This window comes from Alloactinosynnema sp. L-07 (assembly GCF_900070365.1).
GTDB lineage: Bacteria > Actinomycetota > Actinomycetes > Mycobacteriales > Pseudonocardiaceae > Actinokineospora.
Genome location: NZ_LN850107.1, coordinates 2,746,289 through 2,772,733, shown reverse-complemented (window position 1 = coordinate 2,772,733; position 26,445 = coordinate 2,746,289). Strand labels below are relative to the sequence as shown.

Here is a 26,445-nt window from a genome sequence, read left to right as displayed (position 1 = left end):
CTGCGGCGGACGCGCTCCTTATCCTCGGGCGGATCTTTCGGGGGCTGATCGCTGCCGCGGCGTTGGTCGCGTTGGTGGCCGGTGTGCCGTGGGCGTTGTGGCACTACGTCGGCTGGCCGCTGCCCGACCACGTGCCGACCTCGGTCGAACTTCGGGGTGTGCTGCTCGGCCCGATGACCAGCGCGTTCCTGCTGGGCGTGCTGGCTTGTTTGTGCTGGATCGCGTGGGCCGCGTTCACCCTCGACGTGGCCCGCTGCATGCTGGACCTGGCACGTGATGGGTTCGACGCGACCCGGCTGTCGAATGTCTCGGCGGCCGGGCCGGCGCGCGCCGTGGCGCGAGCTCTGGTCGGCGCGGTCCTGCTGTCCGTGCTGGGCTTCCGCCCGGCGTTGGCGGCGGCCGGTCCGTTGACGGCCATGCCGGGCACCGAGCCGCGGGTGGCGGTGACCGCCCCAGCCTGGCGACACCTGACGGCGCACCGCGACGTGGTCGTGCGTGATCCCATCGCCGCCCCGACCTCCGCCGCCTCGCCCGGCGATACCGCGGCGGTGAACTCGGCCGCGCGTGTGGGGTCGGTGGTCGTGCGGGCGCCGCGCGGCGGTGTGCATGACTCGCTGTGGGGGATCGCTGAACGCACCCTCGGTGACGGGGCGCGCTGGCCGGAGATCTGGGAGGCCAACAAGGGCAAGCCCCAACCCGGTGGCCGGTCCTTCACTCGGCCGAGCCTCATCTTCCCCGGCCAAGAGCTGGCCCTGCCCGCCGACACGACCGCACCAGCCCTGCTAGCCCCACCTGCACCGCCTGCTCCAGCGCCCACTGCGACGATGCCGCCGACGTTCGTGTCCCCGTCCACGCCTACCACCCCCGTCGCACCCACCACCCAGGGGCCACCGGCGGCGCCGGACATCAGCTCACGGCCCACGGTCGCGCGGGAGCCGGGCATCGCGTGGGGGCAGGAGTTGTTCGTCGGTGTGAGTTTGGCGGCGGCGGTGAGCGCGGCGTTGATGGTCGCCCGTCGCCGCTACCGCGCCCGCTACCGGCCCGGTAGTGGTGACCGCGACGACCTGCCCGTGGCGCCGGTGGTCTACCGGTTACACCTGGCTCACCTGAACGTCGCCGACGAGGACACCCTCGACGACAACCGCGGCTCCTCCGGGGGCGATGGCGTTGGTGGTGGGGCCGTCGTGGTGGGCGCCGCCGCGGCTCGTTCTGTCCTGTCGGGCGGGCGGCGCACCGTCCTGGCGCCGGGGCTGGGGGTTCGGGACGGCCGCGAGATCGCCGTGGACCTGGCCGCGGTGCGTGGGCTCGGGCTGGTCGGCGCTGGTGCCCCGGCCGCCGTGCGGGCGGTGCTGCTCGCCGCGCTCACCACCACCGCCACCACGGTCCGTTCGGCCGGTTCTGTCGGATCGGGTGGGGCGGTCGTCGTGGTCCCCGCCGAGGACCTGTCCGTCGTGCTCGGACACCGCGCCACCATGGTGCCCGCGTCCGTGCGGGTGGTCGCAGACCTGGACGCCGCGCTGGACGCACTGGAGGCCGAGACCCTCGTGCGCGCCGCCCACCGCGACCAGGACCCGGTGCAGGGGTTGCGGCCGCTGGTGCTGGTGGCCCGGTCCCCGCAGCAGCGCCAGCGGTTGCAGGCAGTCCTCGACAACGGGGCGCCGTACGCCGTCACCGGGCTGCTGCTGGGGCAGTGGCAGCCCGGCGTCACCTGTTACGTCCGTGACGACGGCACGATCTCGGCCAGCAGCCCCGGCATCGGCGAGGCGCTGCACGGCACCCGCGTGTTCCGCCTCGGCGACACCGACACCGCCGACCTCCTCGCGCTGCTACGCCACACCGAACCAGCGGCCGACCACAGCGACAGCGGCAGGGGTGATGACGGGGACGCCGTGGTGATGTCGCCGACGCCCGGCCGCCGCGGCGGCCGAGTACCCGGCCACACCACCCGCCATGGCACACGCGCCGATCCACGCGGACCCACCGCTGCGGACGTCGAGCCGATCGCTGACCCGGCGATGGAGGTCACCCAGGTGGTCGACACGCAGCCCCGGTCCGACACCGCGTTGGAGATCCTCGGCCCGAGCAGCCCGAGCAGCCCGAGCAGCCCGAGCAGCCCGAGCAGCCCGAGCACGCCCGACGCGAGGATGCGCCCGCGGCCCGCGCCGCGGTGCGCGCCGGCGGACACGCCCTGGCCCAGCGAGGCCGACGACGGCCCAGCGCCGACCAACCCCACAGCCACCTCCACGCCCACAGCCACCGCCGCGTCCACCGTGGACGACACCCGCGCCGCCGGGAACGACGCGGAGGACGAGATCGCGTCCAGGCTCGCCGACGGGCCGCGGGCGCTGATCACCGTCACGGTGCTCGGCGGTCTGCGCGTGCACTGGAACCCCGCCCTCGGCCTCGACGCCGACGCCGAGGGTGTCGGGCGGGGGCGGGAGATCACCGGGGCGTTGCAGCCCCGAAGCCAGGTGCTACTGGTCCTGTTGGCGTTGCACCCCGACGGCGCCACCCGCGAGACACTCGTGGAGGCCCTGTGGGGCCAGGACCCGCCGGCCCGCCCGACCAACTCGCTGCACACCGCGCTGTCGCGGCTGCGGCGCGACCTGGCGCGGGCCACCGGCGGCGCAGCGGGCGAGGTCGCCGCGGTCGACAACGGCCGCTACCGCCTCGCCCCGAACAGCGTGGAGGTCGACTACTGGCGGTTCGCCGCGGCGGTGGCCGCCCGCCGCGCCGCCGCCACCGACGCGCAGCGCGTCGCCGCCTACCGGGACATCGTCGACCTCTACGGCGGGCTCGTGGCCGACGGCCTGTCGAAGATCGACTGGCTGGAACCGGTGCGGGAGGCGACCCGCCGCGAGGCGATCGACGCCGTGTCCGCCCTGGCCCGCGCCCTGGTCGCCGACGACCCGCGGCAGACGCTGGACCTGCTGGAGATCGCGCGCGCGTTCGACCCGCACAACGAACTGCTGTACCGCGACATCATGCGGCTGCAGGGCGAACTCGGGCAGCTCGACGCGATCCCCCGGACCCTGACCCTGCTTACCACCCGACTGGCCGAGATCAACGACACCCCCACCCCCCAGGCGCGGGGCCTAGCGGCCCGCCTGGGCAGCCAGCACGACACCGACCGCCCCCAACCCCGGATCGGCCCGCCGGGCCCGCGTGGCCGGACGTGAGGGGCGGGCGTGGCCGCGGTGCCTGAGTCAGGCGGGCTCGTCGCGCACCGGCAGGGAGCTCTGCGGGTCGGGCTCCCCATCGACGTCGACGCCATCCGCGTCGGCGGCCTCCTCGAACGTGTCGGCGTCGTCGAGTGCGGCACGCCCGGCGGCCTCGGTGTGCGCGCCATTCCATTCCCGTCGCCATCGCGGCGGGCGTATGCCCGTGCCTGCGCGAGGAGTTCCGGATGCGCGTCCACCCACAGCAGCGACGCCTTCGCGAATTCCACATACTCGGAGATGTCCGGGTTCAGTGTGTAGCAGACCCGAACCGGAAAAGATGTGCTGTCGGACGTGCGCGCCAAAGGACCCTCTTCGGTCATCTTTTTCGACATGCGCGCCAGAATGCTATCGTGCAGGACGTGTTTGTCCTACCATTCCGCGCGTATGGAATACGAGCTGATCGTGGAGAGAATCTCTTTCGACGCGTGGGGCCACTCGAGAGCGACCAGGATGGTCGAAGTCTATTTGTCCTCGAAAAGGTATTTCAGATCGCGCCAGCCTCGAAGAAGTCTCACGTCGCTTGCGTTCATCGGGTTACCCATTGCGGCAGGCCCGGCTCGCCCGCCGCGCTGGCAGTCCAGGCTTCCGGCAGTCTGGCCCTCGCCGCCGCCAGCACGGTCGTGCCCGGTCAACGTGGCCGCAGTGGGGCCTCGAACTCCTCGTGTCGTGACGATTGAGATCTCCACGCCACGCCGGTCGGCGCAACCGGTCCTCAGGATTTCCACTCACCCCGAACCGGCCACGATCTTCACCCACTGTAGTCAGATCGACGGCACGGATGGTGACTACCGGCGGGGGTGCATACGGGGGATCATGATGGGGTTCATACGGGGGATCAGGTTAGTCGACCACCTCGTGCGCGCTGCGAAGCCGCAGCTCACCTGGCCTGTACGGGGATCCGCTGGTATCCCAGACTCGCTTGGCCACAAGCGGGGAGTCACATCGGGCGGGCGGTGTGGCGCGCGTTCCCATCATCCATTGTCGGTCGGCAATCATTCCTCTCTCACCTCTATTGCCACTCGCCTTTCCTGTTTGTTTGTTCTATGCCCAGTCAGGCCGGTGTCCTGCTTTCTCCGCGCCCGGCGTTGTTGTCTCCGGTCGCGCCGTGCTCGCGCTCCGCGGTGGCCTGCGCGCGGGCGGGTCGCCGACCTGCGGAAACCGGCGGCGCCGGGAAAGGTGGCCTCGCGACCCGCCTCGCGCACACCCCGAATGGTGAGGCCGAATTCACGCGAAAAGAGTCTTGAAAATGCGCGCGATTTCGTATTGCGCGCGGCGCGGAGCAGAGTCATAATTGAATTGCCGCCGGGGGAACCGGAACCCACCGAATACCACACCCGGCGCGAGCTATGTCCGACACGCGACACCCGCCGCAATAGCCGGACCGTTTCACGAAATGCGCGCCCGCCCATTGTGCGCCTATCGAAAGGATCACCCGCGATGACCACGCCGACAACGACCGCCCCGGCACCCACCACCCCCACCGCCGCGCGCACCGCGCCGGCTGCGGGGTCGGGTGCGACCGTGCCCCGGCTGCGCAACGGTGAGCTGCGCGCGATGGTCGCGCGGGTGCTGATCGACGCGACCGGTGCCGACATGACCCCGCGCGGGATCGCCGCCGCGTTGGGCGGGCGGTCCTCGGGTGCGGTCGGCAACGCCCTGAAGACGTTGGCCGAACGTGGCGAGGCGCAGATCGCGCCGGGCTCGCCGCTGGCCTACCGGGCGACCGCGACCACCGCCGCCGTCGCCGCCGCGACCATCACCCCCGCCCCGTCCGGCACGACCCGCCCGCGCCGCACCCGAACCACCGCGACCGCCGCGCCCGCGACCCCGACCGCCGCGCCCACCCCGGCGTCGGCACCGGTCACCGGTCCGGTGACGCGCCCGAACGGGATGGCCTACCACCCCCGCCAACTGTCCGGGATGGCGGACGTGACGGCGCTGCGGAAGCTGCGCGAAGCCGGGGTCGCCGCCCTCATGTACGGACCACCCGGAACGGGCAAGACGTCGGTGATCGAGGCCGCGTTCCCCGATCTGGTGACCGTTCAGGGCGACGGGGACACCACGGTCGCCGATTTGGTCGGCGAGTACACCCAAACCCCGGACGGCCGCTACGTGTTCGTCCACGGTCCGCTGGTCCGCGCGATGCGCGAGGGGCGGACCCTGTTCATCGACGACGCCACCCTGATCCCGCCGACCGTGCTCGCCGTGGTCTACCCGGCGATGGACGGACGCCGCCAGATCACCGTCAAAGCCAACGGCGGCGAAACCATCGACGCCGCCCCCGGTTTCTACACCGTCGCCGGACACAACCCCGGCGTGCACGGGGCGGTCCTGTCCGATGCCCTGTCGTCCCGGTTCAGCGCGCAGGTGCACGTGTCCACCGACTACGACCTCGCCGCCCAGCTCAATGTGGACCGCCGCGCGGTCAAGATCGCCCGCAACCTGGCCACCCGACACGCCAACGGCGAGGTCGGGTGGGCACCGCAACTGCGCGAGTTGTTGGCGTTCCAGAAGATCGCCGACGTGTTGGGGGCGACCGCCGCCGCCGGGAACCTCATCGGTGCCGCCCCCGAAGACGACCGCGACACCGTCGCCGCCGTGGTGCGCGACGTCTTCGGCGGCACCGTCGCCCCCCTGTCACTGGGTCCCCGCATCTAGCCGCCCGCCCCGCCCCGCCGTACGCCGCCGCCCGCTGACCGTCCCGAAAGGACACCCGCTATGAGCGTCCACCTCGCCACCGACCCCACCGCGACCGGTTCGGTCGTGTTCCCCGCCCGCCCCGAATGGTCGACACTGTCCGCCGCGCTGGCCGACGAGGTCGGTGTGATCGCCGACCGCGAGGACCTGCTGGTCACGATCGCGCCCGGCGCGGGCGGGGGAGCCCCCGCGTGTTTCTACCCCACCCGCGCGCTGATCGAGGTCGACGGCAGCCACCTCGGTGTCGACCCCGCCACGGTCGACCCCCGCAATCTGTCCGACCGTCCCCGCTACGCGACCACGTGGGGGCTGCTCACCCACGAGTGCGGGCACGCCAAACACACCGCCTGGAACCCGCCGACCGGCACACCGCCCGCCGTCGCCGAGGCCGCGAACCTGTTGGAGGAGCCCCGAATGGAGGCCGCGCAGGTCCGCCGCCGCCCCGACGACCGGCACTGGCTCCGCGCCAGCACGCGCGGCATCGTCGCCGCCGACCTGCACCTGTTCGCCGACCCCACCCACGCCCCGCAGATGACCCGCACCGACGCCGCCCGCGCCGCCGCCCTGCTGCTCGCACGGGTCGACGGCGGCATCCTCACCCGCGCCGAGGTCGCCCCCGTCGCCCACGCCATCGACACCGTGCTCGGCGCCGACACCGTGAACAAACTGCGCGCGGTGTGGCGCGCGGCGTTGACCACGGCAGACGACGACGCCGACACCATGATCGAGCTGGGACGGCAATGGTGCGAGATCGTCGGCACCGACCCGCCCACCCCACCCCCGGACCCCGCCACCGGGACACCCGACCCGACCGCCACCCCCACCCCACCCCCGAACGGTCCCGGCACCCCGCCCGGGGCCCCAACGGGCGCCACACCGCCCGGGTCGCCGGGCGGCACCCCGCCGCCGCCGTCGCCGTCGCCGTTGGCGGGTGCGATCGCCGCCGTGCTGGACACCGTCGCCGCGAAGGTGGCGCGGGAGAAAGCCCCGGAAGACCCCGCCGCCAACGCTGCCGCCGCGCGGGCACGGGACGACGCCAAACGCCGGATCGCCGAGGAGGCCGCGCAGCGGGTGTTCGGTGTTCCGCCCGGCTCACGCGACGGGCACACCGCCTGCACGGGCACCCGCCCGCCCACCGCCGAGGAACGCAGCGCCGCGCGGGTACTGGCGCGCGCGTTGACCACCGCCGGGGTCCGCGACCGGGTCCCGACGAAGACCACCTCGCCCGTACCGCCCGGACGCCTCCGGATGCGCGGCGCGCTCGCCGCCGACGCGCAACGCGCCGCCGGAACCATGCCCACCGCCGAACCGTTCACCCGCACCACCCGCACCCCCGTGCCCACCCCGCCGCTACGGCTCGCGGTCGCCTGCGACGTGTCCGGCACGATGGGCTGGGCCCGCGACCACGTCGCCTCCGCCGCGTGGATCATCGCCGACGCCGCCCGCCACACCACCGTGCCCACGCAGACCGCGAGCGTGATCTTCGGCAACCGGGTGCGCCCGCTGACCGCGCCCGGCACAGCCCCCGCCGTGGTCACCGAGTTCGCCTCCCACGACAACTGGGAAGACATCCCCACAGCGCTGGACGCCCTCGACGGCGCGCTCGGACTGTCCCAACCGGGCGCGGCGCGCCTGTTGGTGATCGTGTCCGACGGCCGCTTCCGCGACCAGCCCCGCCGCGACGGGCAACGCAAGCTCACCCGGCTGCGCGCCGCCGGGTGCGCGGTGCTGTGGCTGACCACCCGCGACACCGACACCCCCCTCGACGGGGCGACCGTGCACCGCCTGACCGACCCCGCCACCGCAGCCCGAGCCATCGGACACGCCGCCACCGCCGCCCTGCGCGCCGCCACCCGCTGACCCCGCCCCGATCCGGGGGCGGGCAACCCCCGCCCCCGGACCACCCACCCGACCGACCACGAGAGGTGATCACCATGTCCCACAACAACACCCCGACCGACACCAAGATCATCACCACCCGGCGGGTCCACCCGCAGGACTACGGCATCCACGTCAGCCGGTCGGCGGCCTACCTGCGCACCGCCTACGGACACCCCGCCGCGATCGCCTTCCACAACGGCCTGCGATGGGCAGCGCGCCCGATGCGCGAATTCCACCCCGAACGCCCCGGACCGCACGGACGCTGGACCCACCCCGGCACCGAAACCACCGCCGACACCTACGAAGCCGCGTTCACCGCGCTCGGGTTCCCCGCCGACCTCGACCCCGACCGCCCCCAGATCGTGTAACCGCCCGCGCCATCGGACGCGCCGCGCTCGGCGTGCCGCACCCGCCGACCCGCCCGCCGGACCACCACCGGCACCCGACCAACGAGAGGTGATCACCATGTACGACCAGACCATCGCGACCGTGGGCGAACTACGAGCCGCGCTCGACCGCTACGACCCCGCCACCCCGGTCCGGTTCGCCCAGCAGCCCGGCTACCCGCTGGAGTACACCGTCGGGCGCGTCGCCTGCACCCCTGAGGACGCCGAAGGCGACGGCACGCCACCCACCGACCCTCCCGTGGTGTGGATCGGCGAAGGCGACCAGGTCGGCTCCCTGCCCGCGATCGCCGCCGACGCCCTCGGGTGGACGCGATGACCACCACACCGCGACCGGCCAACCGACCCGACGGCATCGAGCATCGCGCGCGCCCGTGCGCTCGATGCCCGTGGCGGCGCGACGCCGACCTGACCCAGTTCAGCGCCGCCGACTTCGCCAAATTGGCCCGCGCCAACGGGAACCCGGAACCGAGGCCGCGATCGACGCGCCGACCATGGCCTGCCACCTTGACCAGCCTGGCACCGTGCACGCCTTGCAACTGTGCGCCGGATGGCTCGCGGTCGTCGGCCCCGACCACCTCAGCGTCCGCCTCCAGATCGCCGCCCCCGCTCTGGTTCGAGTGGTCAACCAGCTCACGCTGGAGAACCAGCAGTTCCCAGGAAGCACTTGCACATCCCGCAGCCAACATCATTGCCTTCCCCGGCCGACGTTTCCCCGACTCGAAGGACTGAACGCCAACAAGCCGGGGCCGACGTTGTACTCGCCGAAAGTCGGGCGGATTCGCCTCGACAGGTCCCCTGAGCTGTCGTCCCGTAGCGCCTTTGGCGTCCGGCGCGATTGCAAGTTGTGGAGCTGTCCGACCGTGAGCTGGTGCTGTTGGCGCGAGCTGGTGACAGGCAGGCGTTCGCGGTGCTGCTCGTGCGTCATCGGGCGGCGATGCACGCGGTCGCCGTTGCCAGGCTGGGCCCTGGGGCGGATGTCGAGGACGTTGTGCAGGACGCGAGCCTGGTGGCTCTGACGTCGTTGCGGCGGCTGCGCGACCCGGCCCTGGTCCGTTCGTGGCTGACCGGTATCACCCGCAACGTCTGCCGCGACCGCATGCGTGGTGTTCGCATGGTCGAGTTGCCCGACGTCGCGGACGAGGCGCCGGGGCCGGAGGAACGGTGTGAACGGCTCGCGATTCACGACTGGGTCTGGGGCGCGGTGAACGCCCTGTCCGAGCCGCTGCACCACGCCGTGCTGCTCCGGTACTTCAGCTCTGCACGCAGCTATGAGTCCATCGCGCAGGCGCTTGGCGTGCCGGTCGGCACGGTGCGTAGCAGGCTCAACCACGCCCGACGGATCCTCGCGGCGCAGCTAAGCGACCTGGCGGGTTCCGCGTCCCCCGATCACGGCGCGCTCGAGCGCGACCGCACGGCGCTGTTCGCGGGAATCGCCGAGCAGTACAACCGTGGCGCCGAGCTGGCGTTGCTGAGGACCGCGCTGGTGCCGGACGCCCGGCTCACCGCGGCCGGTACGTCGGAGGTCATCCTGGGCCGGGACCTGATCGTGCGGGGGATCGGCGAGGATGTCGCCGTCGGCGTTGGGCTGCGGCTGCTCAACGTCATCGCGGGCCGCGACCTCACGGTGGTCGAGGGCGCGTTCATCAACCCGCCGGACGATCCTGCCCATTGCCCGCCGTTGACCACCCAGGTGTTCTTCCACCGCGGACCCGAGATCGCCGCACTGCATCTGCACTACGGCCGGGAGTGAACTTTCCGGCCGCACGTGCCACTGGTGGGTATGACCGAAACAACGAATCCCAACCTGGTCGCCCTCGACGGCTACGCGATGCCCGTGTTGGCGAGTGCGGGCAGTCAGGAGCGGGCCCGGGTGATCGCCGCCCGCACCGGCCGTGCCTTGTCCTGGCTGGAACGCTCGCTGCGGCGGCGGCCGCTGTTCACCCTCTACGTCCTTGATGAGCAGGACTGGCCCGCGGTGTCGGACGTGCCGATCTACGGCATGCCGCAGTCGGTACCGGGCAAGATCGTCACCTCACCCCAACCGGCGGGCTGGTGGCAGGAGTACCTCGACGCGCTGCGGCCGCACCTGCCGCCGGAGATGCTGGCCGATCTGGCACGCGTGTTCGGCGACCCGGCGGACTTCACCACGATGGCCGACCTGGTCGCGGTGCACGAGCTGACCCACCTGTTCCACGAGATCCACCCGGTGACCTGGGCCTCGGAGTTCCCGGCCGACTGGGTGATGGAGTTGTTCGCCAACATCGGCATGCACGGCTATGTCGCCACGCACGAGCCCCAGCTGCTACCGCTGCCGGTCACGCTGGCCGCGGCCGCCCGGGCCGCGGGCGCCCAGCCGTGGCCACTACGCGAGCTCGCCGCGATGGGCGCCAGCATGCAGACCAGCGTGCCGAACTACGTGTGGTTCGAGTTCATGCTCATCGGGTTCGCCGAGTCGATCTGGAACACCGGCGGCATCGACGCGATGCTGGCCTTCCAGCAGACACTGGGCCAACCGACGTTGAGCCCGGAGGCCGTCGTGCACCGCCTGACCGCGATCGACCCGGCGGTCGCCGAAGCCGTGCGGGCGTGGCCTACGGGATAAGTCGCGCGCAACACGCCGCGGCTCCCGCCGGGCCCGGTGCTGAAAATAGGAACGCCGCGCCAACCAGCCGTTGCGCCCCGAGCACATGGCTCGACGCATCAACACGCTTACTTGACAGGGAAGATCACGACCGGCCGCGCGTGGTTGTCCAGCGGCGGCGACCCTCACGGGCTATAACGCAATGACCAGGGCCGTGGTTCGTCCCGAACCCGGACCTTCCCGACGGCGGCTCGCAGGCCGCGACCGGGTAGCCGCCGAGCTGCCCGTCATTGGCGACACCGCGCCGAGGAAGGCGACCTTCACCGTGGGCGGCTACCCGATTCCGGGGTACGCCGCTCCCCGTCACGACTTTCTGCTGCGGTGTCGCCTGAGCACCTGGCGCCCGCCTGACGAGCCCGCCCACGCGGTCGCCCTCCGCCGTCGAGCAGGTCCTGAGCCGCCAGTGGCCCATGGCCGACCTCGCCCGCCCGGCGATCCGCGAGGGACATACACCCTGCCGCGGCCCGGCCCGAACGGGCTGGCAACTCGCCGCCCTCCCCGGCCACGCCGAGGCCGGCCTGGGCCGCCGCCACCGGCACTGCAGCCGACGGCACTCAGGACGGCGGCCAGGCTGAGTCCCAGCGCGGCCGGGGCGAGGCGCAGCCGTCCGCCGCCCCGGTGCTGGTCGCCGTGGTGGGCGACAGCGATACCGCGCTGCTGCCGGCTGACAGCCCCGGAAGTCGCCAGGGGATCACGGTGCTCAACGCGCCGGCCGACAGCGAGCCGTGCGGCGGTCGCCGACACCAGGGCCATGACCGCGGTAGGCGGCCTTGATCTTGGCTACGGCGTCCTGGACGCCGCGCCGAGACAGCGGTCGGGTGGGCCGCCGAAGCCGGACAACACCGCCGCCGTCGAGCACGTCCCCGAGGTGCTGGTCGCGGCCGACCGCCACAACCGGTCCACCGACCAGGCTATGACCGACTCGGCAAGCGACGTCGGCGCCCTGGACGCCGCCATCGGCAACCAGATCTCGTTCATCGAGGTCTACGTGCTGCGCCTACTAGCCGCGCTCGGTGTCGCCATGCCCATCGACGACGTCGACGTCCTGGTGGGCATACCGAGCCAACCAGGCGCATACACGCACCACGTAGGCGATCTCGCAGGTTTCGACTCACCGCCCCAGCTTGGACAGGTGATCTTCTTCGAGAAGGTCGATGACGAGCTCGTCCGGGACATCCGGAAAGCAACGGCCCCGCGGCCCAGTTCCCCGCCCGGAGGCCGCGACTCCCAACGGCGCGCGCAACCAGCGGCCCAGTGTTCTCGGTTGTCACACCGATTTGGTCGGCGACCTGCCGAAACGTCGAACCTGTGCGGTACAACGCCAGCGGGCGGTTTCGCCGCGCCGCGTCGGCGAACATCAGGGACCTGCGCAGGCCCATCACCCTCGCGAACCGCATTCCCAAAGGGGGGAAGGATCAGGCTGCGGAAGGTGCCGACACCGTACCGGTTCCGCCGCCATCCGCCGCGATAGTTCGACAACGCCGCCCCGTTTGGCCCCGCACGTGGCCCGGCGGATGTGGTTGTGCCCCAACGGTGAGCGGGCACCGTTGGGGCACACCCCGGCCGGCCTGTCCGGGGTCAGGCTGACGCGATGGCGGGCTTAGCCTCCGTCGTGTCCGGGGCGAGCGCGTACCGGCGTGGCCGGTCTTTGGTCTGCGTCGCGATCGTGGCCTCGACCAGCTTGTCGAGCGCGTTGCTGACCGCGCCGGTGGATTTGCCGCCGAGCTTGCGGGCGATCTGGACCGGGCTGAACTCCGCGCCGGGGTGGTCGCGCAGGTGGTCCTCGACCATCCCGCGCAACGCGCCCGGTGCCAACCGCGCCGCTGTCACACCCGCGCCGCCGTCGCCCGTCGCGGCTGACCCCGCACCGTCGGCTGTCGGTTCGACCGCCTTGGCGTCATGTTCGACGTGGGCAGTGGCGGCCGGCTCCGGGGCAGCGGTGTCCGGAGCGTTCTCGGCCGCAGCGGTGTCCGGTTCAGTGGCGACCGGTTCGGCGTCGGGGTCGGGGTCGGCACTGTCGTCGGGGGAGGCGTCGGTCGGCGGGGTGTCCACAGCGGGTTGCGCGGTGTTCGGTGTGTCGGGGTTGCCCATCGGGTCGGCGCTGTCGACGCCCTCTTGCGTGACGGCGTCCCGCTCGATGTCGTCCGGAGTGTCGGTGTCGGGCTCGGTGTCGGTGGTGTCGGTGGGGGTGATCGTCCACAGGTCGGCGGCGCGGCGACCGCCGTCGGCGATCCCGGCGGTGCGGGTGACGGTGCCTTCGTTCGCCCACCGGGCGAGGATCTTGCCCGCCGTGGATTTCCCGATTCCCGCCGTGGTGGACAGGTCAGCGGCGGTGGTGTTCGGGTTGGCGTACAACACCTTCCACAGCTTGTCCTCGGTGTCGGGGACGGGGACGGGGCGCAGGGTCCGGGCGGATCCCGTCGCGGTGGTCGCCGTGTGGGCGCGGGTTGTCGTGCGGGTGCGGGTGCGGGTGGACATGACGTGTCTCGATTCGGTGTGTCGTGATCGGGTGGTCATGCCCCGGCCGGAGCGGTGTGGCCCCCGGTGCGCTGCCGGTTGTTCGGGCCACACGTCTATGGACGCTCTGTCGGCGCGTGAAGTCAACCGGTGCGCCGAAACAATTTCTGTCTCGTGTGGATAGTCACCCGTTTGTGGTGCGGCGCTTGACATTCCGGCCAGAGCAGAGCGTTCGTGTTGGTCGCCGGGCGATCCGCCCGGCCGACAATCACCAACAGACAGGGGTAAACGATGACACCGCAGCAATTCGCCGCCCTGCGATTCCGCCGCGCCGACGGGCTGACCGTGCACGGCCCATTCGCCGACCGCGCCGACGCCGATGTGGTGGCCGACCGCTACACCGACACCGCCGACACGGTCGCGTTCCCGATCGCGTTGTACCCGTCGGACGCTGACCCGATCACCACCCGCGCCGCCGCCGAGACGACCGGCACCGTCCTCGAACTCGACGACGAGATCGCCGACGCGCTGTTCACCGACGAGCCGCAGCCCGACCATGGTGGGGCTGTGGTGGTGTCGGTGCTGGTCGACCCGCCCGCGCGGCGGCTGGTCCTGTGGGTGGGACCGTTCCCCGACATCGCGCAGTCGCGGCTGTGGCTCGACCACGCCGGCACCCTGAGCGGGGAGTACCGGGCGACCACGCGCATCCACCCACTGCACGCCCTGGGCACCGCCGAGTCAGCACCGGAACCGGATCCGACCGCCGTCACGGCCGTGGCCTGACCATCCCCACCTGGGGGCCGTGGCCCGCGAGGAGGTGGCGGCCACGGCCTCCAGGGGTGAGGCGTCGTCTCGCCCGAACTCGGCGATACGCCGTGCCGACGCACGAATTGAGGTCGGCACTTCCACGCACCCGAATTCCTTTGTGGCCGCGCCATGTCGCGGATTGACCATCGCTCCAGAATGGGAGTCGATCATGCCTGTTGTGGTGACCGCGCGCGATGTCCCGGAAATCCGGGCGCGCATGGCGGCCTGGGCACGCGATCCGGGCATCGACGGCGCGGGGAACTGGTTTCGGTTCTGGCTCGGCCCGCAGCCGGAGACAGCGACCGAGTCGCCGGTGTTCGACCGCGCCGACGACGCTTCGACGATCATCGCCGACCGGCTGGCCGTGCAGCTCCCGGCCGCTGAGCTGTTCTACGTGTCCGACGACATGACCGAGCTGGCCAGGCACGCCGCGACCACGTTGACCGACTACCGGCTGCACCCCGAGGACCTGCCCGCCCCGGTCGGGATCCTGTTCTACGGGCACCCACCGGTGGCGGACACCGCCACCGACAGCCACAACCCGATCACGGCGGTGTCGTGGGGGCCGGGTCGCGGCGGGCTGTGGGTGCACACCTGGGCGACCACCACCGCGCGGTGGGCCGACCAGGCGGGTCGGCTCGGGCAGGCGCTGGCCGAGCGGCTGCCCCACGAGGAGGCGCTCGCCCGCGCTACCCGAGGCTCCCAACGCCCCGAGCCGGACCCCGACCACGACTCGCCGACCACTTACGAGGGCGTCGACTTCTACCTGGCTGGGCTGCTGCCCAACCTGCGGCGCGCGCCGATCCCGCCCTCGTTCTCCCCGCCGCACGGCTACGACTGGCGCGGCGTGACGCCGATGGCGTTCACCGACATGCAGGGCTGGCCCGGCTACACCCCGAGCAACGGCGAAGGCATGAACGCCGACGCGAAAGCCACCCTGGAACGCACCATCATCGCCACCTGGCTGCTGATGGGCCAGACCCTGGTCCGGTCCGAGCACCTCACCGCGCCCCGCGCCGTGCGCCGCCGCATCGAACGCGACGACCCCCACCTGGACCCCACCGTCCGCTACATCGACCTGCGCCGCGCCCGCACCGAACCCGCCGACCACACCGACGACCCCCGCACCACGGGCCGCGAATACCGGCACCGCTGGATCGTGCGCGGCCACTGGCGAAACCAGTGGTACCCCAGCCGCAACGACCACCGCCCCATATGGATCGACCCGCACCTCGCCGGACCAGCGGACATGCCGCTGCTGGGCGGCGAGCGAGTCAACGTCCTGCGCCGCTGAACCACCGCCCTCACCTCGCCGCCGACGCCCCTCACCTCCGTCATCGACACCGCCAGGGAGCACAACGCCATGCCGACCGGACCCGGACACCCCGCACACGCCACCCCCGTCGCCGATCCCGCCATGGGCGCACCGCACATAGACGGAGAGGCGGCGTTGCGCGCCTGGGAGGGACTGTCGCCGGAGGCGATGGCCCTCGTCCCGGCGTTCACCATCCCGATGCGCCAACCGCGCCAGACGTGGGCGATGCTCATCGAGGCCGTCGACCTCGTCGGCGACCTCGACCACGGCGCGGAACTGGAGCTGTTCGCCGCCAGCTGGCTCCCCGAGCAGCCCCCGGCCGACCTGTGCGACGGAGACCTCGTCGTAAGGCTCACCCCGACCGAGGACAACACCCTCCACGACACGAACACAGACACCGTCGACGTGGAGATGCTGCTCGCCAGCTTCGGCCACTGGCGGCGAGTCGGGTTCTGGCCACACCTGGACACCGCATGGCCGGTGACCATCGCCCCCACCGCCGACGCGATCATGGGCCTGCACACCGACCTCGCCGAGTCCGCCGCCCGCGACGGCACCGTACCGCCGCGCACGACGTCGGCCCTCGGCACCATCAGGGAGCTGCTCGACGCCGAACTGATCGCACCGGGGGAGGAGTTCCTGTGGGAACGCCGCAACACCAGCGTCCGCCACATCCTCCGAGCCCGCGCCGACGGGACCGTCGCCCTGGCCGACGGCCGGGTGTACGCCACCCCGACCAGCGCGGCCACCGAACTGGGCGGCTACCTCCAGGACGGCTGGGCAGTGTTCCAGCGGACCTCCGACGGGCGCACCCTGGCCGACCTGCGCACCGAACTCCACACCCGACGCCGCCGGTAACCCCGCAACACCCCATGTCCCCTGCCCCCACGCTGTCCACCGCGTCCGTCGCGAGGAGTTCCGTGATCCGTTCAGAGTCCACAGTGGATCGTGATGTCCTGATGGGGGGCGGCTGGCAGGGATCGGTCTCTGCTCCACCCTGGAGGCGGCCGCCGTACCGCCGGCCAACGACATCGCCGCGCCGCGCGCCGAGGGTCTGTCGGTCGAGGCCGAACGCGCCACCGTCGGCGACGTCGCCACGCTCTTCGCACAGGCCAGCAACCACAACATCATCACGCTCGACGGCTTTCGCTCCGCCGCTGTTCACCCAGCGCATCCTGCTTGTCGCCGCCGACGGCCGACCATACGCCGCGACGACGGGCGCGGGCATCGGCGGCGTGGAACCCCATTACCCCGCAACGAAAAGCACTCCTGAATGTCCACAGCAAGCTGTCCGGCAAAGCCCAATTCGCCTTGACGGCGCATAGGATCTTGTCGTGACAGGGGCGTTCACATGGTGTCTCAACGACGTTGCGCACAATCCGTCTCTCCTGCTTGGCGCCTTCTTCGTACTTCCAACCGCAACATCACCGCCCGGCCGGCCACCGGCACGTCGGCCACCTTTCGGTCGTAGCGGCTGTGAACCCGACGGGATCGACAGCCACAGGACGGAAAAACGCCGACCTCCCCGCTAACCCGCGCCCAGACCCGCACACCCGAACCGGCCCGCTCGATCCCCTCGACGACCACGCCAGCCAGATGCAGCAACAGCACGTTCCAACCACTGATGATCACACCGCGAACATGATCACAAACCCCCGATCGACGCCCGCACCCGGCACGCCTCGTTGATCACGCAACCACGGACAGAGCCAATCACCTGCTCCACACCATGATCAACGATCACGACATGGAGCAGTTACGGGACATCCTTTAGACGGCGTGCAACCCTTTTGCTGCGGGCTCCGTAAGTAGCTGCGGTGTCGAAGGGAGCCATGGTGCGCAAAGTCGACGAGGACCGGTTTCGGGGGTTTGTCCAAGACCATGCCGCGGCCATGCGGCGCAGCGCCTACCTGCTCTGCGGCGACTGGCACCTGGCCGAGGATCTCGTGCAGACCGCACTGATCAAGGTGCACGGCGCCTGGCCGCGGGTGACGAGGACCGATCATCCGGTCGGCTACGCGCGCACGACCCTGCTCAGGTGCTGGTTGGACGAGCGGCGACGGCCGTGGCGCCGGTCGGAGCGTCGAGTCGGTCAGGTTCCGGACGGCGTGAACGCCGTGGCTGACCCGGCCGTCGCGCACCAGCGAACGGACTTGCGTGACGAGTTGTTCGTCGCGTTGAGCTCGATCCCCCCGCGCCAGCGAGCCGCGCTCGTACTCCGCTTCTTCGAGGCACTCTCGGTTGCCGAGACCGCGCGGGCACTGGGCTGCTCAGAAGGCACCGTCAAGAGCCAGACCGCTCGCGGCCTGGCCGCCATGAAGGCCGCGCTGGGCGACGTCAAGCCACAGCCGGCCGACCTGAACTGCGGGGAGCTGCCATGAACGAGCAGCAGATCACCGAACGGTTCCGGCGTGCTGTCGACAACGAGCCGCCGCTGGGATTCGGCCCGGACGACATTGTCGACCGCGCGGCCACGGCCAGGCGCCGCAGGACGCTGCTACTCGGCTCCGCCTTCGCCACGGTGGCCGTCGTGGTCGCCGCGGTCGCGGTGCAGAGCTTGGCGGGGCGAACCGGCCCCGCCGGTACGCAGCCATCGGCCGGGTCCGGCTCGGCGACCGTTACGCAGCTGAAGGAGCGAGCGGCCGCGATCGAGGCTCATATGCGGGCTGTTGTACCGCAGGTCATTCCGGGTGTGCGGGACCTGTGGACCGGACGCTTCAGCAACTTCCTCGGCAGCGACGAGCCGACCGACGGGCCGAACCGGATCTACGGCAACGTCGAGTTCGTCGACTCGGTCGGGCGAACCGGACTGCTGCTCGAGGTGTACGCGCCGGGCGTCGCCGGTTTCGGGCCCGACTCGCCATGCTCGACGATCTTCGAGGAGATCGGTTCGGCGACCTGTGATCCGCCCGTCAGCCGACCAGACGGAAGCTCGGTGCTGATCGGCCGCGCGACGGTGCGGGCGAACGGCCGGGCGACGACCGTCGCGATCCACTTCCGGGCCGACGGTTCGGTGGTGTGGGTGTCCGGCCACGCCTACGACCCGGGTCCGCCGGATGGGGCGCAGCCGGGCCCGGACCGTGCCGAGGTACCGGTGTCGGCGAACCAGTTGGTCGCGATCGCCATCGAACCGCAACTCACCGTCGCGGTGGGTTCCAGGGCCGAGACCATGCCCAGCGCGCCCCGTGAGAGCAGAGCGCGGCAGGAGCCGGAGCCGGCGGACCTGTGGTCACCGCCGGGTGTCGTTGCGCGGATGTCGACCATCGCCGAGCTCGAGCGGCAGGCCGCGGCGTGGCAGCAGCTGGCCCGAACGAGGATTGGCGAGTTCGTCCCCGGCGCATCGTCGGTCAGCTCAGTCGGACCTGTGAGCGAAGGCCACGGCGAGCTCAACGTGACCGCGCCCAGGCACATCGGCGCCGTCTCCTACACGCTCGGCGGCCATCCCTATTCGGTGTCTTTCGCCATCAGCGCACCGGGATCGGCCGTTCCGGGACCGCAATGGGTGTGCGCCAACAGCTTTGGCGAGTGCACGCAGGCGAGCCATGCCAATGGGTTCCTGACCACCGAGCGCTGGACTCAGCGAGACGGCAAGCACCAGATTCTGGCCGTCACCCACTTCCGGGCCGATGGAGTGGTGGTCGCGGCGTTCGGGCACAACGGTGACCCGTTCGAACCGGGGGAACCAAACTTCTGGCCGACGATTCCGGTCACCGTCGCCCAGCTGACGGCACTGGCCACCGACCCCGGCTTCACCCTCTGACTTGGCCGAGCAGGAGCTACCACCACACCCCGTTCAGCGACGTCCCCGGGTACTCCCAGTCGCTCCGCCGTGCCCGGGAGCCCCGGCGCCGCCGGGGCTGGCCACCCACCGGGCCGCGGCCCCAGACCTGCGGGGCGGCGGCGAGGATCTGCGCCACCGCCGATCGCGCGGGCGGCAGGGAAGCCGGGGGTGGCGACGCAGGGCCCGCTCAGACAGCTTCGGGCAGGTCTGCGGGGCGCTGCGGGGCACCGTCGAGCAGGCCCGTGAGACTGGTGAGCTCGCGTGTTCAACTGTCGCGGTTCGAGGTCAGGGTGGCGGTGTGTGATCGCCTGGGCGTAGCGGTTCCAGGTGGCGCCTGCTTGTGTAGCGATCCTGGTGGTTGGTGACGGGATGGTAGCCGAGGACGTCGGCGACGACGGGTGCGGGCAGGTCGAGGACGTGCCGGTGAATGGCGGCGGTGCGGCCGGTGGGGTGGGGACGCCGAGGTGTCTGACTTTGGCGGCAAGGCTCCCGGGGTGCATCGGCGCCCCGGCGCGGCGGCCGGGGAACAGCCACCGTGAAGTCGGGTTGGTGGCGGTGTTCATGTTGTCCCGCTTGCTGATCCAGTCGATCAGGAGGGTCGCGAACGGCGCTGGGACCGGTGAGGGTGGCTCACCGAGTCGCAGCAGAAGCTGGTCTTCGTCGTGGATGACGTCGTCGATGGTGAGGCGGACGGACACTGCCTCATCGGAACGTGGCTTGGCCGCCGCTCCCGGCCGCGCCGACGCGCGCTTCGCGGCATGAGCGGATGTTCGCGGCATAGCGAATGAACCATCGACGATGTTTGTCGCCACACTTCGCATGGGTCGGACGGCTGGCCATTGGCGAGGCCAAGTGCCAGCCTTGCATCCCTTCATTGACGATCGGCATGGTTGGCTCTGGCGCGCCAACGGTCCGCGTAGGAGGTTGTTGCAATGGTGTCTGGGTGGTTGGGTCCCAGCACTCGGAGCCGATCGGCCAACAGGGATTCAAACGCAGCCACCGCCCCGACGATGTCGCCCGCCTCGCCCTGACAGTGTGCGAGGTGGTGTCTGGTGTTCATGGTGTCTGGGTGGTCGGGTCCCAGCACTCGGAGCCGATCGGCTAGCACGCTGTCGAACATATTCTTAGCCTTGATTGGGTCGCCAGCTTCACTCTGCCAGCGAGCGATGTGGTGGCGAGTCATGAGTGTGTCGGGGTGGTCAGGACCAAGTACGCGCACTCGGTCCGGAAGAAGTTCCTGCAACGCGACGACGGCACCAGCGGCGTCACCAGCGACTGCCTGCCAGCGGGCTATGTTGTGGCGTGTCTTGAGGGTTGATGGGTGGTCCGGGCCGAGCACCCGAAGTCGGTCATCAAGCACACGCTCGAACGCCACTACGGCTCCGACTGGGTCACCAGCCTCGCCGAGGCACCGTGCAAGGTAATGTCGGGTGGTCAGGGTGTGGGGATGTTCCGACCCAAGGACCCTTATGCAGTCGGGCAGCAATTCCCTTAGCGCGACGACGGCGCTAGCCGCGTCGCCTGCAATTGCCTGCGATCGAGCAAGGAACTGGCGCGTCGTCAGAGTGTCGGGATAGCTTGGTCCGAGGACGCGCAGTTGGTCGGCAAGCACGCCTTGCAGGGCGACAACCGCGCCAGCGGCGTCGCCAGCAAGTGTGCGCCAGATAGCGGCGCGATAGCGGGCGTGGAGGGTGTCCCTGTGATCCGCGCCGAGGTAGTGCGTGGCCTGATCGCGGAGATCTTCAAAGTAGACTAGTGCAGCTGCAACTTGTCCTGCCTCGCCCAACGAGTTGCCAGCCATGAACAGCGCAGAATGGCCGTTCGGCTTCCAGAGTGAAGGCTTGGTGGACCTGTGCGCGGTGGCGGTGCAAGTTCGAAGGACAGGGTGGAGTTCGGGACCTGCCTGTGACCACGCTTGCGCGAGGGCGTCCGCAGTGAGACGCGCGAGTTCGTCGCGTTGGTCACCCGTGAGTGTGTCTCGAACGGCGCGTTGCACGAGAGCATGGACTGCGATGGCGCGTGCGGGTTGACCGGGATCGAGCGTGATCAGGCTGAGCTTGTGGAGGTTGGCAAGTCCGTCGGATACCTGATTGGTGTCGACTTCGGCGCCAGTAATGCGCGTGAGGAAGCCGCGAACGACGTCACTGGTGAGCAGCGTGAGGGGGAAGCCGTTCGGGTCAAGCAGGCTCGCAATGCGCAGCAACGGCTCGGCCAACCCGTATGGCGGCAAGGTGTTGGCGTGTTCGATCGACAGCGACCACGTCGCGGCCACGGTGTCCCGATGTTGGTCGGGCAATTGTGCGCGGATCGGCACGACTTCAGACAGACGGCGTTGTTGATCGGCGAGTCGATCGCGATAGCCGCGGATGGTGAGTAAGGGATTGTCGGTGATGAACGCCGTAGCTTGAGCGAGGGCGAGCGGAAGATGCCCGAGTTCGCTTGCCAGTTCTCCAAGTTCTCGCTGGTCGTCGACTGCGGGAAGTGCGTCCGCGAGATAGTCGATGGCCTCGGTCTGGGTGAACACTCCGAGCTCGATGACCGTGCGGCCATGAGCTCGCAGGGCGCTGTCCCGGCGGCGAGTGGTCACCATGACCTGCCCGCGCGCACGGCTCGGGGGCCACAACTCGCGGATGTCAGCGGGATCCTGGACGTCATCGAGCACGACCAGCCAGCGACTCTCGGTTCGCCCTAGCCAGTTGCGGAACCATTCGGCTGCCTCGTCGGGAGGTTGCTCGCGCGAGCCGAACCTCTGAATCTGACGTGCTGCCTCGGCGTACGCGGTGATCACGGCATCGCGAGACATCGCGCTGGCCCAAACGACGACGCCGAGCCCATGGTCGGGCCACACCGACCATGCGTAGCGGGCGGCGACCTGTGACTTGCCGACCCCACCGAGGCCCGCCACGACGACCCCTGCGGAGCTTTCGGCACCCATGAGAATGGCCGTGCCGCCGTCAGTGAGCGTACGCCGGATGTGATGTACCGCCCGGCGTTCCTGGTAGTGGTCAGCTATCGGGGGTGGCAAGCCGACGCGGACCGGTGTTGCGACCCGGCTCGGGAGCAGGGTGGCGGCGTGATTGCGGGCGAAGCGATACGCGGAGGCGCGGTCACTGGCCCGGGACCGCGGTTCGGGACGAGCATGGCGGGCCAACTCGTCGGCGACCGCGTCGAAGATCGGGCCCAGGGTGAGTGACTCGGGCTGGCCGGGAATGCCGCGTTCGATGACATCGACGAGGGCTTTGGTGAAGTAGGTCTGCGGGCGGGTGATGTCGGGGTCGTGTTCGAACCACGCGGTGGAGAACGCGCCGCTGGCCATCATCAAGTAAAACCCCGGCGAACGTGGCAATTCGGTCTGCCCGAGCTGACCATCGGCGGCCAACTCAGCGAAACAGCAATCGATGACGGCGATCTTTGTGGTCGCCTTACTGGTCCGGAACGCGTGCCGCACCGCGTCGAAGGTCAAGCTCGTCGTCGTGCGCAGAGCTGGGTGATCGCTGGAGTCTCCCAACGCGAGGCAGAGCCGGTCGTCGTGGTCGTACTGGCCGTGGCCGACGTAGTAGAACAACGCCACATCCACGACGTCCTGGAACCACAGCACCAAGTCGTGTGGTAGATCGGCGAGGCGGTCCTGGTCGGCCACCACCATCACCCGGTCCTGCGGCCATCCTCCGCACACCGGCCCGGTCAGCAGCGACCGCATCCGCTCCAGACTGTGCTGAGCCGCCGGCACTGTGGTCAGGTGCCGGTAGTTCCAGTTCCCGATCAGCACGGCCCGCGAGCGGGAGTAGTCCCCGTCGACCGCGTCAGGCATCCAATGCCTTCTCCACCACCGGCAAGACATCGGCGACATTGTCTGCTGTCAACGTGATCGTCTTGTCGCCCGTCTTCACCGTGATCGACACCGACGACCGACGTGACTTGATAAACGCGGGCAGCGTCCGCACAGCCACAACCAACACCCCTCCACTGGCAGCGCTCAGCTGCAGCACGTCCCACACGCCCTGCTCGCCAACTGCCGGAACGCCAGGCACCTGCACCAAATCCAGATCGGGCACCCGCCGCAGGTGGTCTCGCAACGACCGCAGCTCAGCCGGATCAGAGACCGACACCACCACACCCGACATGCCTACCCCACTCGTCGTACCCGAAATGTGCCTCTCCGTACAATCGTGGCAGCCCTGCTCCGGGTTACGGGCTCCAGCACCACGTCGAGAGCCCGTTGGTAGCGCTCGTCTCTCTGCTTCTAAGGTCCTACTCGGCCTCGGCGACGAGGAGCCACGGCGGCGGTTTCGACCGTGCGATCGACTACAACCGACGGCCCTGGAGGGGCCTCGCCCAGTGGCGATGAGCGGGTCTCATCTGCTACCGCGATCAGGCGCGGCCACGGCAGCCAACGCCGAGGCGTTCAGAAGGCTGCTGATCGCCGTCGTCAGTTGGCAAACGGCGACAGGGACGATCGACCGACATCAGCCTGCTCCACGAGCAACGCCGATATCTCGTCCAACGCGACGTCGACCCGCCGTCAGCCAACTATCGAAACCCGCCGCCGCGGTGCTACAGAACGACTCGACGCCCAGAGACGAGCCTCAGCCGGACTTCACTGCGGGACACCGCTCTCATCGGCATGAGCGAGCATTCGGCACGGCCATGATCGCCTGGGTCTCGGCAGACACCGCTGATAACCGCCAATTCGGATAAGATCCACATCAGCCCAGACCGACGCAACCCAGGCGAACCAGGCCACCGGATGGGCCGCCGCCTGAGAATTCGCCGGCCATGCGCACGACATCGTGAGACTCCGCAACCTTCACCGAGAACGGACACCAACACTGCCCGCCGGTCTCACCGAGCTGGCGCAGGCGCCACATCGGCGCAGGATCCTTGAGACGGCGCTATCTAACATGAGAACCTACAACGGTGTACGTTCCGCTTGAACTTGAACACTTTGGTTCGCCTGACCTGCGACTTTCCGCGCTATCTGATCACCTCCGACGGGCGGGGTTTCCGGGTCAACTACTCAATCCCGGCTCAGCGTTGTGAGGTATCCGGGTTGGTTGACGTCGTGACCAGCCGGTTTCCGCCATAGCTGAGCAAATGCTCGCGCAGTTGTCATATAGCGCGGAAAGTGTTCAAGTCGGCGCGGAAACTACAAACGGCATTACCGGATGACACGTCCGCCGCCGGTGAAGTCGTCTCCTCGGTATCGCACCGGGTGGACACCAACCGGCCTGCCGAACGTCGGTGCGTCGATCATCTGACCGGCACCGATGTAGAGACCCACGTGGTGAATCTTGGTGTTCGGGGTGCCGTAGAACACCAGATCGCCCGGCACGAGATCAGCTTCGCGCACCCGAGCCGTCGCCCAGTACTGGGTATGCGCCGTGCGAGGCAACTGAATCCCGGCAGCCCCATACGCGGCCTTCGTCAATCCCGAACAGTCAAACCCGCCCGTGACCTGCGTCTGGCCGTTCGGTAGTTCGGTCAACTCGGCTCCGTTCCCGCCCCATTGGTACGGCAGTCCTCTCTGCCCGCAGGCGTAGTTGATCGCGGCCACCGCGACGGGGTTGGGGGCGGCGCCGGCGTTGCAGTTCCCGGTGCCGACGACGACCGAGGTCGTGGTGGTGCAGCCCGCGCCGGTGGCCGCGCCGACGATCAGGCGTGCGGTGGTTTCGTGCTGGGCGTAGGCGTCGGGGAATCCGGAGCGTTGCACGGCCTGGGCGGCGTCGGTCACGCTCATCGTCTGCCAGCCGGGCACCTTCGCCAGGTGTCGGTAGAACTGGGTGGCGGCGTAGGCCGGGTTCATGATCTGCCCTACCGAGCCCCAGCCCTGCGACGGGCGTTGCTGGAAGAGCCCGACGCTATCTCTGTCGCCGTGGTCGAGGTTGATCAGGGTGGATTCCTGCATCGCGGCGGCGATGGCGACCACCTGGCCCTGCTCGCCGATGTTGAGTCGTTTGCCGACGGCCACGATGACGGCGGCGTTGGCGAGTTGCTCGGCGCCGTACCCGGCGACCCCGGTGCCGGCGGCGAGGGCGCAGTCCACGCTGGGGGTGCTATCGCCGAACACCGCATCGACGGCCCCGGACACCCCGTGGGCGAACAGGACCGGGACGACCAGGATCACGGCCAGCACAGCGGCGCCGATTTTCAGGATCACGAGGTCACCTCTTCTGTGTGCTCGGCCCGCGTGAGGTGGCGGGCGGCGGGGTGGGCGGCATCGGCGGCGGCGCGGGCGCCATGAGCGGCGGGGTGTCCGGCTCCCGCGCCGACTCGCCGTCGCCGTCGGGGCCGGTCGGGGGCGGCAGGTGCCAGGCGTCGAGCAGTCGGTGCAGCTCGCAGCGCGCGCCGATCCCGGCGGCCGGGTGCAGGGGCAGCCAGACCTGGTCGGCCGGGCTTGGGTGGGCTGTGTCGGGGTTGAGCAGGTCGGCCGCGGCGGTGGCGACCGGCACGAGGCTCGGGTCGTCGAGCTCGCGCCAGGCGCGGTGCAGCACCCGACGGGCGGTGGCCTCGCGCCGCGCGGTGGGCAGCCACACCAACACGGGCGTGGTGATGCCGGTGGCCGCGGCGAGCGCGGCGTAGCCGGCCAGTTTCCCGGCGAGTTTGCCCAGCACCTCGGTGCCGAAGTCGTACTCCAGGAAGAACTCGACCTCCTGGCCTGCGGTGGTCCAGCGGCCGTAGGCGTCGGGGCGGGTCAGGTCGCCGAAGTGTTTGGCGCAGCGGTACTCCGACCACCACGCCACCACCCTGCTGGCCTCATCAGGTGGGTCGTGGTGGGCGCGGTCGACCAGCGCGGTGAACCACTCGGCGACCCCGACTGTGTGTGCCAGCCGCAGGCTGTGGGCGACGCCGAAGGCGCGGTCGTGGCGGTAGCCCAGTTCCTTGACGTCGAGGCCGTCTTCGGCGGCTAGGACGGCGGCCCCGGCGGGGGCGAGGACGTAGTGCATGGGGGCGGTGCCGAGGGTGACGAAGGGCTGGAATCGGTCGACGACGCCCCACAGGTACAGCTCCCGCATCCGCTGCCGCCCAGACCGGAATGAGGGGAAGGCGAGGGCGGTGATCTGGTGGGCGGTGAGGACCCGGTGCTCGTGGAGCATCCGGATGATCCACCGGTCGCGCGGGGTCAACCGCCAGGCGAGCACGGCTTGGTGGTCGGCGGTGTTGGCTGACCGTGGGCTCGGCCGGGCGGGCTTGTGCCCTCGAAGGGATCGCTGGCGGGTGGGATTGGTGATCATGGGGGT

21 protein-coding genes are annotated in these 26,445 nt (G+C 70.3%); 13 read left to right on the top strand and 8 right to left on the bottom strand.

The features are described from left to right. Nucleotides 1–83: 83 nt before the first annotated feature. Nucleotides 84–3,179 (top strand): BTAD domain-containing putative transcriptional regulator, encoded by a 3,096-nt coding sequence (locus BN1701_RS12285; RefSeq protein ID WP_231949580.1) that lies wholly within the window; start codon nucleotides 84–86, stop codon nucleotides 3,177–3,179. 27 nt (nucleotides 3,180–3,206) lie between these two features. On the opposite strand, the gene BN1701_RS35480 is transcribed toward BN1701_RS12285, so the two are convergent. Next, a complete protein-coding gene (locus tag BN1701_RS35480; RefSeq protein ID WP_157367933.1) occupies nucleotides 3,207–3,422 on the bottom strand; it encodes a hypothetical protein in 216 nt (71 codons plus the stop codon). A gap of 1,236 nt (nucleotides 3,423–4,658) precedes the next feature. On the opposite strand from BN1701_RS35480, the gene BN1701_RS12275 reads away from it, so the two are divergent. The 7 genes from BN1701_RS12275 to BN1701_RS12250 all read left to right on the top strand — a co-directional run bounded on the left by BN1701_RS12275 (nucleotide 4,659) and on the right by BN1701_RS12250 (nucleotide 10,808). After that, the gene (locus BN1701_RS12275; RefSeq protein WP_054048411.1) at nucleotides 4,659–5,879 is read left to right on the top strand and encodes an AAA family ATPase; all 1,221 of its coding nucleotides are present in this window, start codon (nucleotides 4,659–4,661) and stop codon (nucleotides 5,877–5,879) included. A gap of 60 nt (nucleotides 5,880–5,939) precedes the next feature. Next, the gene (locus BN1701_RS12270) at nucleotides 5,940–7,778 is read left to right on the top strand and encodes a vWA domain-containing protein (protein ID WP_054048409.1); all 1,839 of its coding nucleotides are present in this window, start codon (nucleotides 5,940–5,942) and stop codon (nucleotides 7,776–7,778) included. 74 nt (nucleotides 7,779–7,852) lie between these two features. Continuing rightward, the gene (locus tag BN1701_RS12265) at nucleotides 7,853–8,167 is read left to right on the top strand and encodes a hypothetical protein (protein ID WP_054048407.1); all 315 of its coding nucleotides are present in this window, start codon (nucleotides 7,853–7,855) and stop codon (nucleotides 8,165–8,167) included. A 97-nt stretch (nucleotides 8,168–8,264) separates the two neighbouring features. Continuing rightward, a complete protein-coding gene (locus tag BN1701_RS12260; protein WP_054055813.1) occupies nucleotides 8,265–8,522 on the top strand; it encodes a hypothetical protein in 258 nt (85 codons plus the stop codon). Next, nucleotides 8,519–8,935: a DUF6283 family protein gene (locus BN1701_RS38185; RefSeq protein WP_369800673.1), complete on the top strand. Its 417-nt coding sequence runs from the start codon at nucleotides 8,519–8,521 to the stop codon at nucleotides 8,933–8,935. The genes BN1701_RS12260 and BN1701_RS38185 overlap by 4 nt, the downstream gene beginning before the upstream one ends. A gap of 139 nt (nucleotides 8,936–9,074) precedes the next feature. After that, a complete protein-coding gene (locus tag BN1701_RS12255) occupies nucleotides 9,075–9,956 on the top strand; it encodes an RNA polymerase sigma factor (protein WP_157367932.1) in 882 nt (293 codons plus the stop codon). Between the two features lie 30 nt (nucleotides 9,957–9,986). Continuing rightward, the gene (locus BN1701_RS12250) at nucleotides 9,987–10,808 is read left to right on the top strand and encodes a hypothetical protein (protein ID WP_054048403.1); all 822 of its coding nucleotides are present in this window, start codon (nucleotides 9,987–9,989) and stop codon (nucleotides 10,806–10,808) included. 819 nt (nucleotides 10,809–11,627) lie between these two features. Here BN1701_RS12250 and BN1701_RS35475 read toward each other — a convergent pair. Both BN1701_RS35475 and BN1701_RS12240 read right to left on the bottom strand, forming a co-directional pair. Further along, nucleotides 11,628–11,825 carry a hypothetical protein gene (locus tag BN1701_RS35475; protein WP_157367931.1) on the bottom strand — a complete coding sequence of 66 codons (198 nt, stop codon included), beginning with the start codon at nucleotides 11,823–11,825 and terminating at the stop codon, nucleotides 11,628–11,630. 600 nt (nucleotides 11,826–12,425) lie between these two features. Continuing rightward, nucleotides 12,426–13,325, bottom strand: coding sequence for a MarR family transcriptional regulator (locus tag BN1701_RS12240; protein WP_054048399.1), 900 nt, complete (start codon nucleotides 13,323–13,325; stop codon nucleotides 12,426–12,428). Between the two features lie 270 nt (nucleotides 13,326–13,595). Between BN1701_RS12240 and BN1701_RS12235 the strand changes: the two genes are divergently transcribed. The 3 genes from BN1701_RS12235 (at nucleotide 13,596) to BN1701_RS12225 (ending at nucleotide 16,284) form a co-directional block, all read left to right on the top strand. Next, nucleotides 13,596–14,087, top strand: coding sequence for a hypothetical protein (locus BN1701_RS12235; RefSeq protein ID WP_054048397.1), 492 nt, complete (start codon nucleotides 13,596–13,598; stop codon nucleotides 14,085–14,087). 193 nt (nucleotides 14,088–14,280) lie between these two features. Next, a complete protein-coding gene (locus BN1701_RS12230; protein WP_231949579.1) occupies nucleotides 14,281–15,405 on the top strand; it encodes a hypothetical protein in 1,125 nt (374 codons plus the stop codon). Between the two features lie 69 nt (nucleotides 15,406–15,474). After that, nucleotides 15,475–16,284, top strand: a complete 810-nt coding sequence (locus BN1701_RS12225; protein WP_054048395.1) for a hypothetical protein — start codon at nucleotides 15,475–15,477, stop codon at nucleotides 16,282–16,284. A gap of 501 nt (nucleotides 16,285–16,785) precedes the next feature. Here BN1701_RS12225 and BN1701_RS36840 read toward each other — a convergent pair. Further along, nucleotides 16,786–17,058 carry a transposase family protein gene (locus BN1701_RS36840; protein ID WP_082859812.1) on the bottom strand — a complete coding sequence of 91 codons (273 nt, stop codon included), beginning with the start codon at nucleotides 17,056–17,058 and terminating at the stop codon, nucleotides 16,786–16,788. A 203-nt stretch (nucleotides 17,059–17,261) separates the two neighbouring features. Here BN1701_RS36840 and BN1701_RS12220 point away from each other — a divergent pair, with 203 nt between their 5' ends. After that, nucleotides 17,262–17,807, top strand: coding sequence for a SigE family RNA polymerase sigma factor (locus BN1701_RS12220; protein ID WP_054055811.1), 546 nt, complete (start codon nucleotides 17,262–17,264; stop codon nucleotides 17,805–17,807). Continuing rightward, nucleotides 17,804–19,186 carry a hypothetical protein gene (locus BN1701_RS12215; protein WP_054048393.1) on the top strand — a complete coding sequence of 461 codons (1,383 nt, stop codon included), beginning with the start codon at nucleotides 17,804–17,806 and terminating at the stop codon, nucleotides 19,184–19,186. The genes BN1701_RS12220 and BN1701_RS12215 overlap by 4 nt, the downstream gene beginning before the upstream one ends. Before the next feature lie 892 nt (nucleotides 19,187–20,078). Here BN1701_RS12215 and BN1701_RS12205 read toward each other — a convergent pair. The 4 genes from BN1701_RS12205 to BN1701_RS12190 all read right to left on the bottom strand — a co-directional run bounded on the left by BN1701_RS12205 (nucleotide 20,079) and on the right by BN1701_RS12190 (nucleotide 26,439). After that, nucleotides 20,079–23,018 (bottom strand): tetratricopeptide repeat protein, encoded by a 2,940-nt coding sequence (locus tag BN1701_RS12205; protein ID WP_054048389.1) that lies wholly within the window; start codon nucleotides 23,016–23,018, stop codon nucleotides 20,079–20,081. Further along, nucleotides 23,011–23,331, bottom strand: coding sequence for a hypothetical protein (locus tag BN1701_RS12200; RefSeq protein ID WP_054048388.1), 321 nt, complete (start codon nucleotides 23,329–23,331; stop codon nucleotides 23,011–23,013). Before BN1701_RS12200 ends, BN1701_RS12205 begins: the two co-directional genes overlap by 8 nt. A 1,034-nt stretch (nucleotides 23,332–24,365) precedes the next feature. Further along, complete coding sequence (locus BN1701_RS12195; RefSeq protein WP_157367930.1) at nucleotides 24,366–25,364, bottom strand: C40 family peptidase; 999 nt, start codon at nucleotides 25,362–25,364, stop codon at nucleotides 24,366–24,368. 4 nt (nucleotides 25,365–25,368) lie between these two features. Then, complete coding sequence (locus BN1701_RS12190) at nucleotides 25,369–26,439, bottom strand: replication-relaxation family protein (protein WP_054048386.1); 1,071 nt, start codon at nucleotides 26,437–26,439, stop codon at nucleotides 25,369–25,371. Nucleotides 26,440–26,445 lie beyond the last annotated feature (6 nt).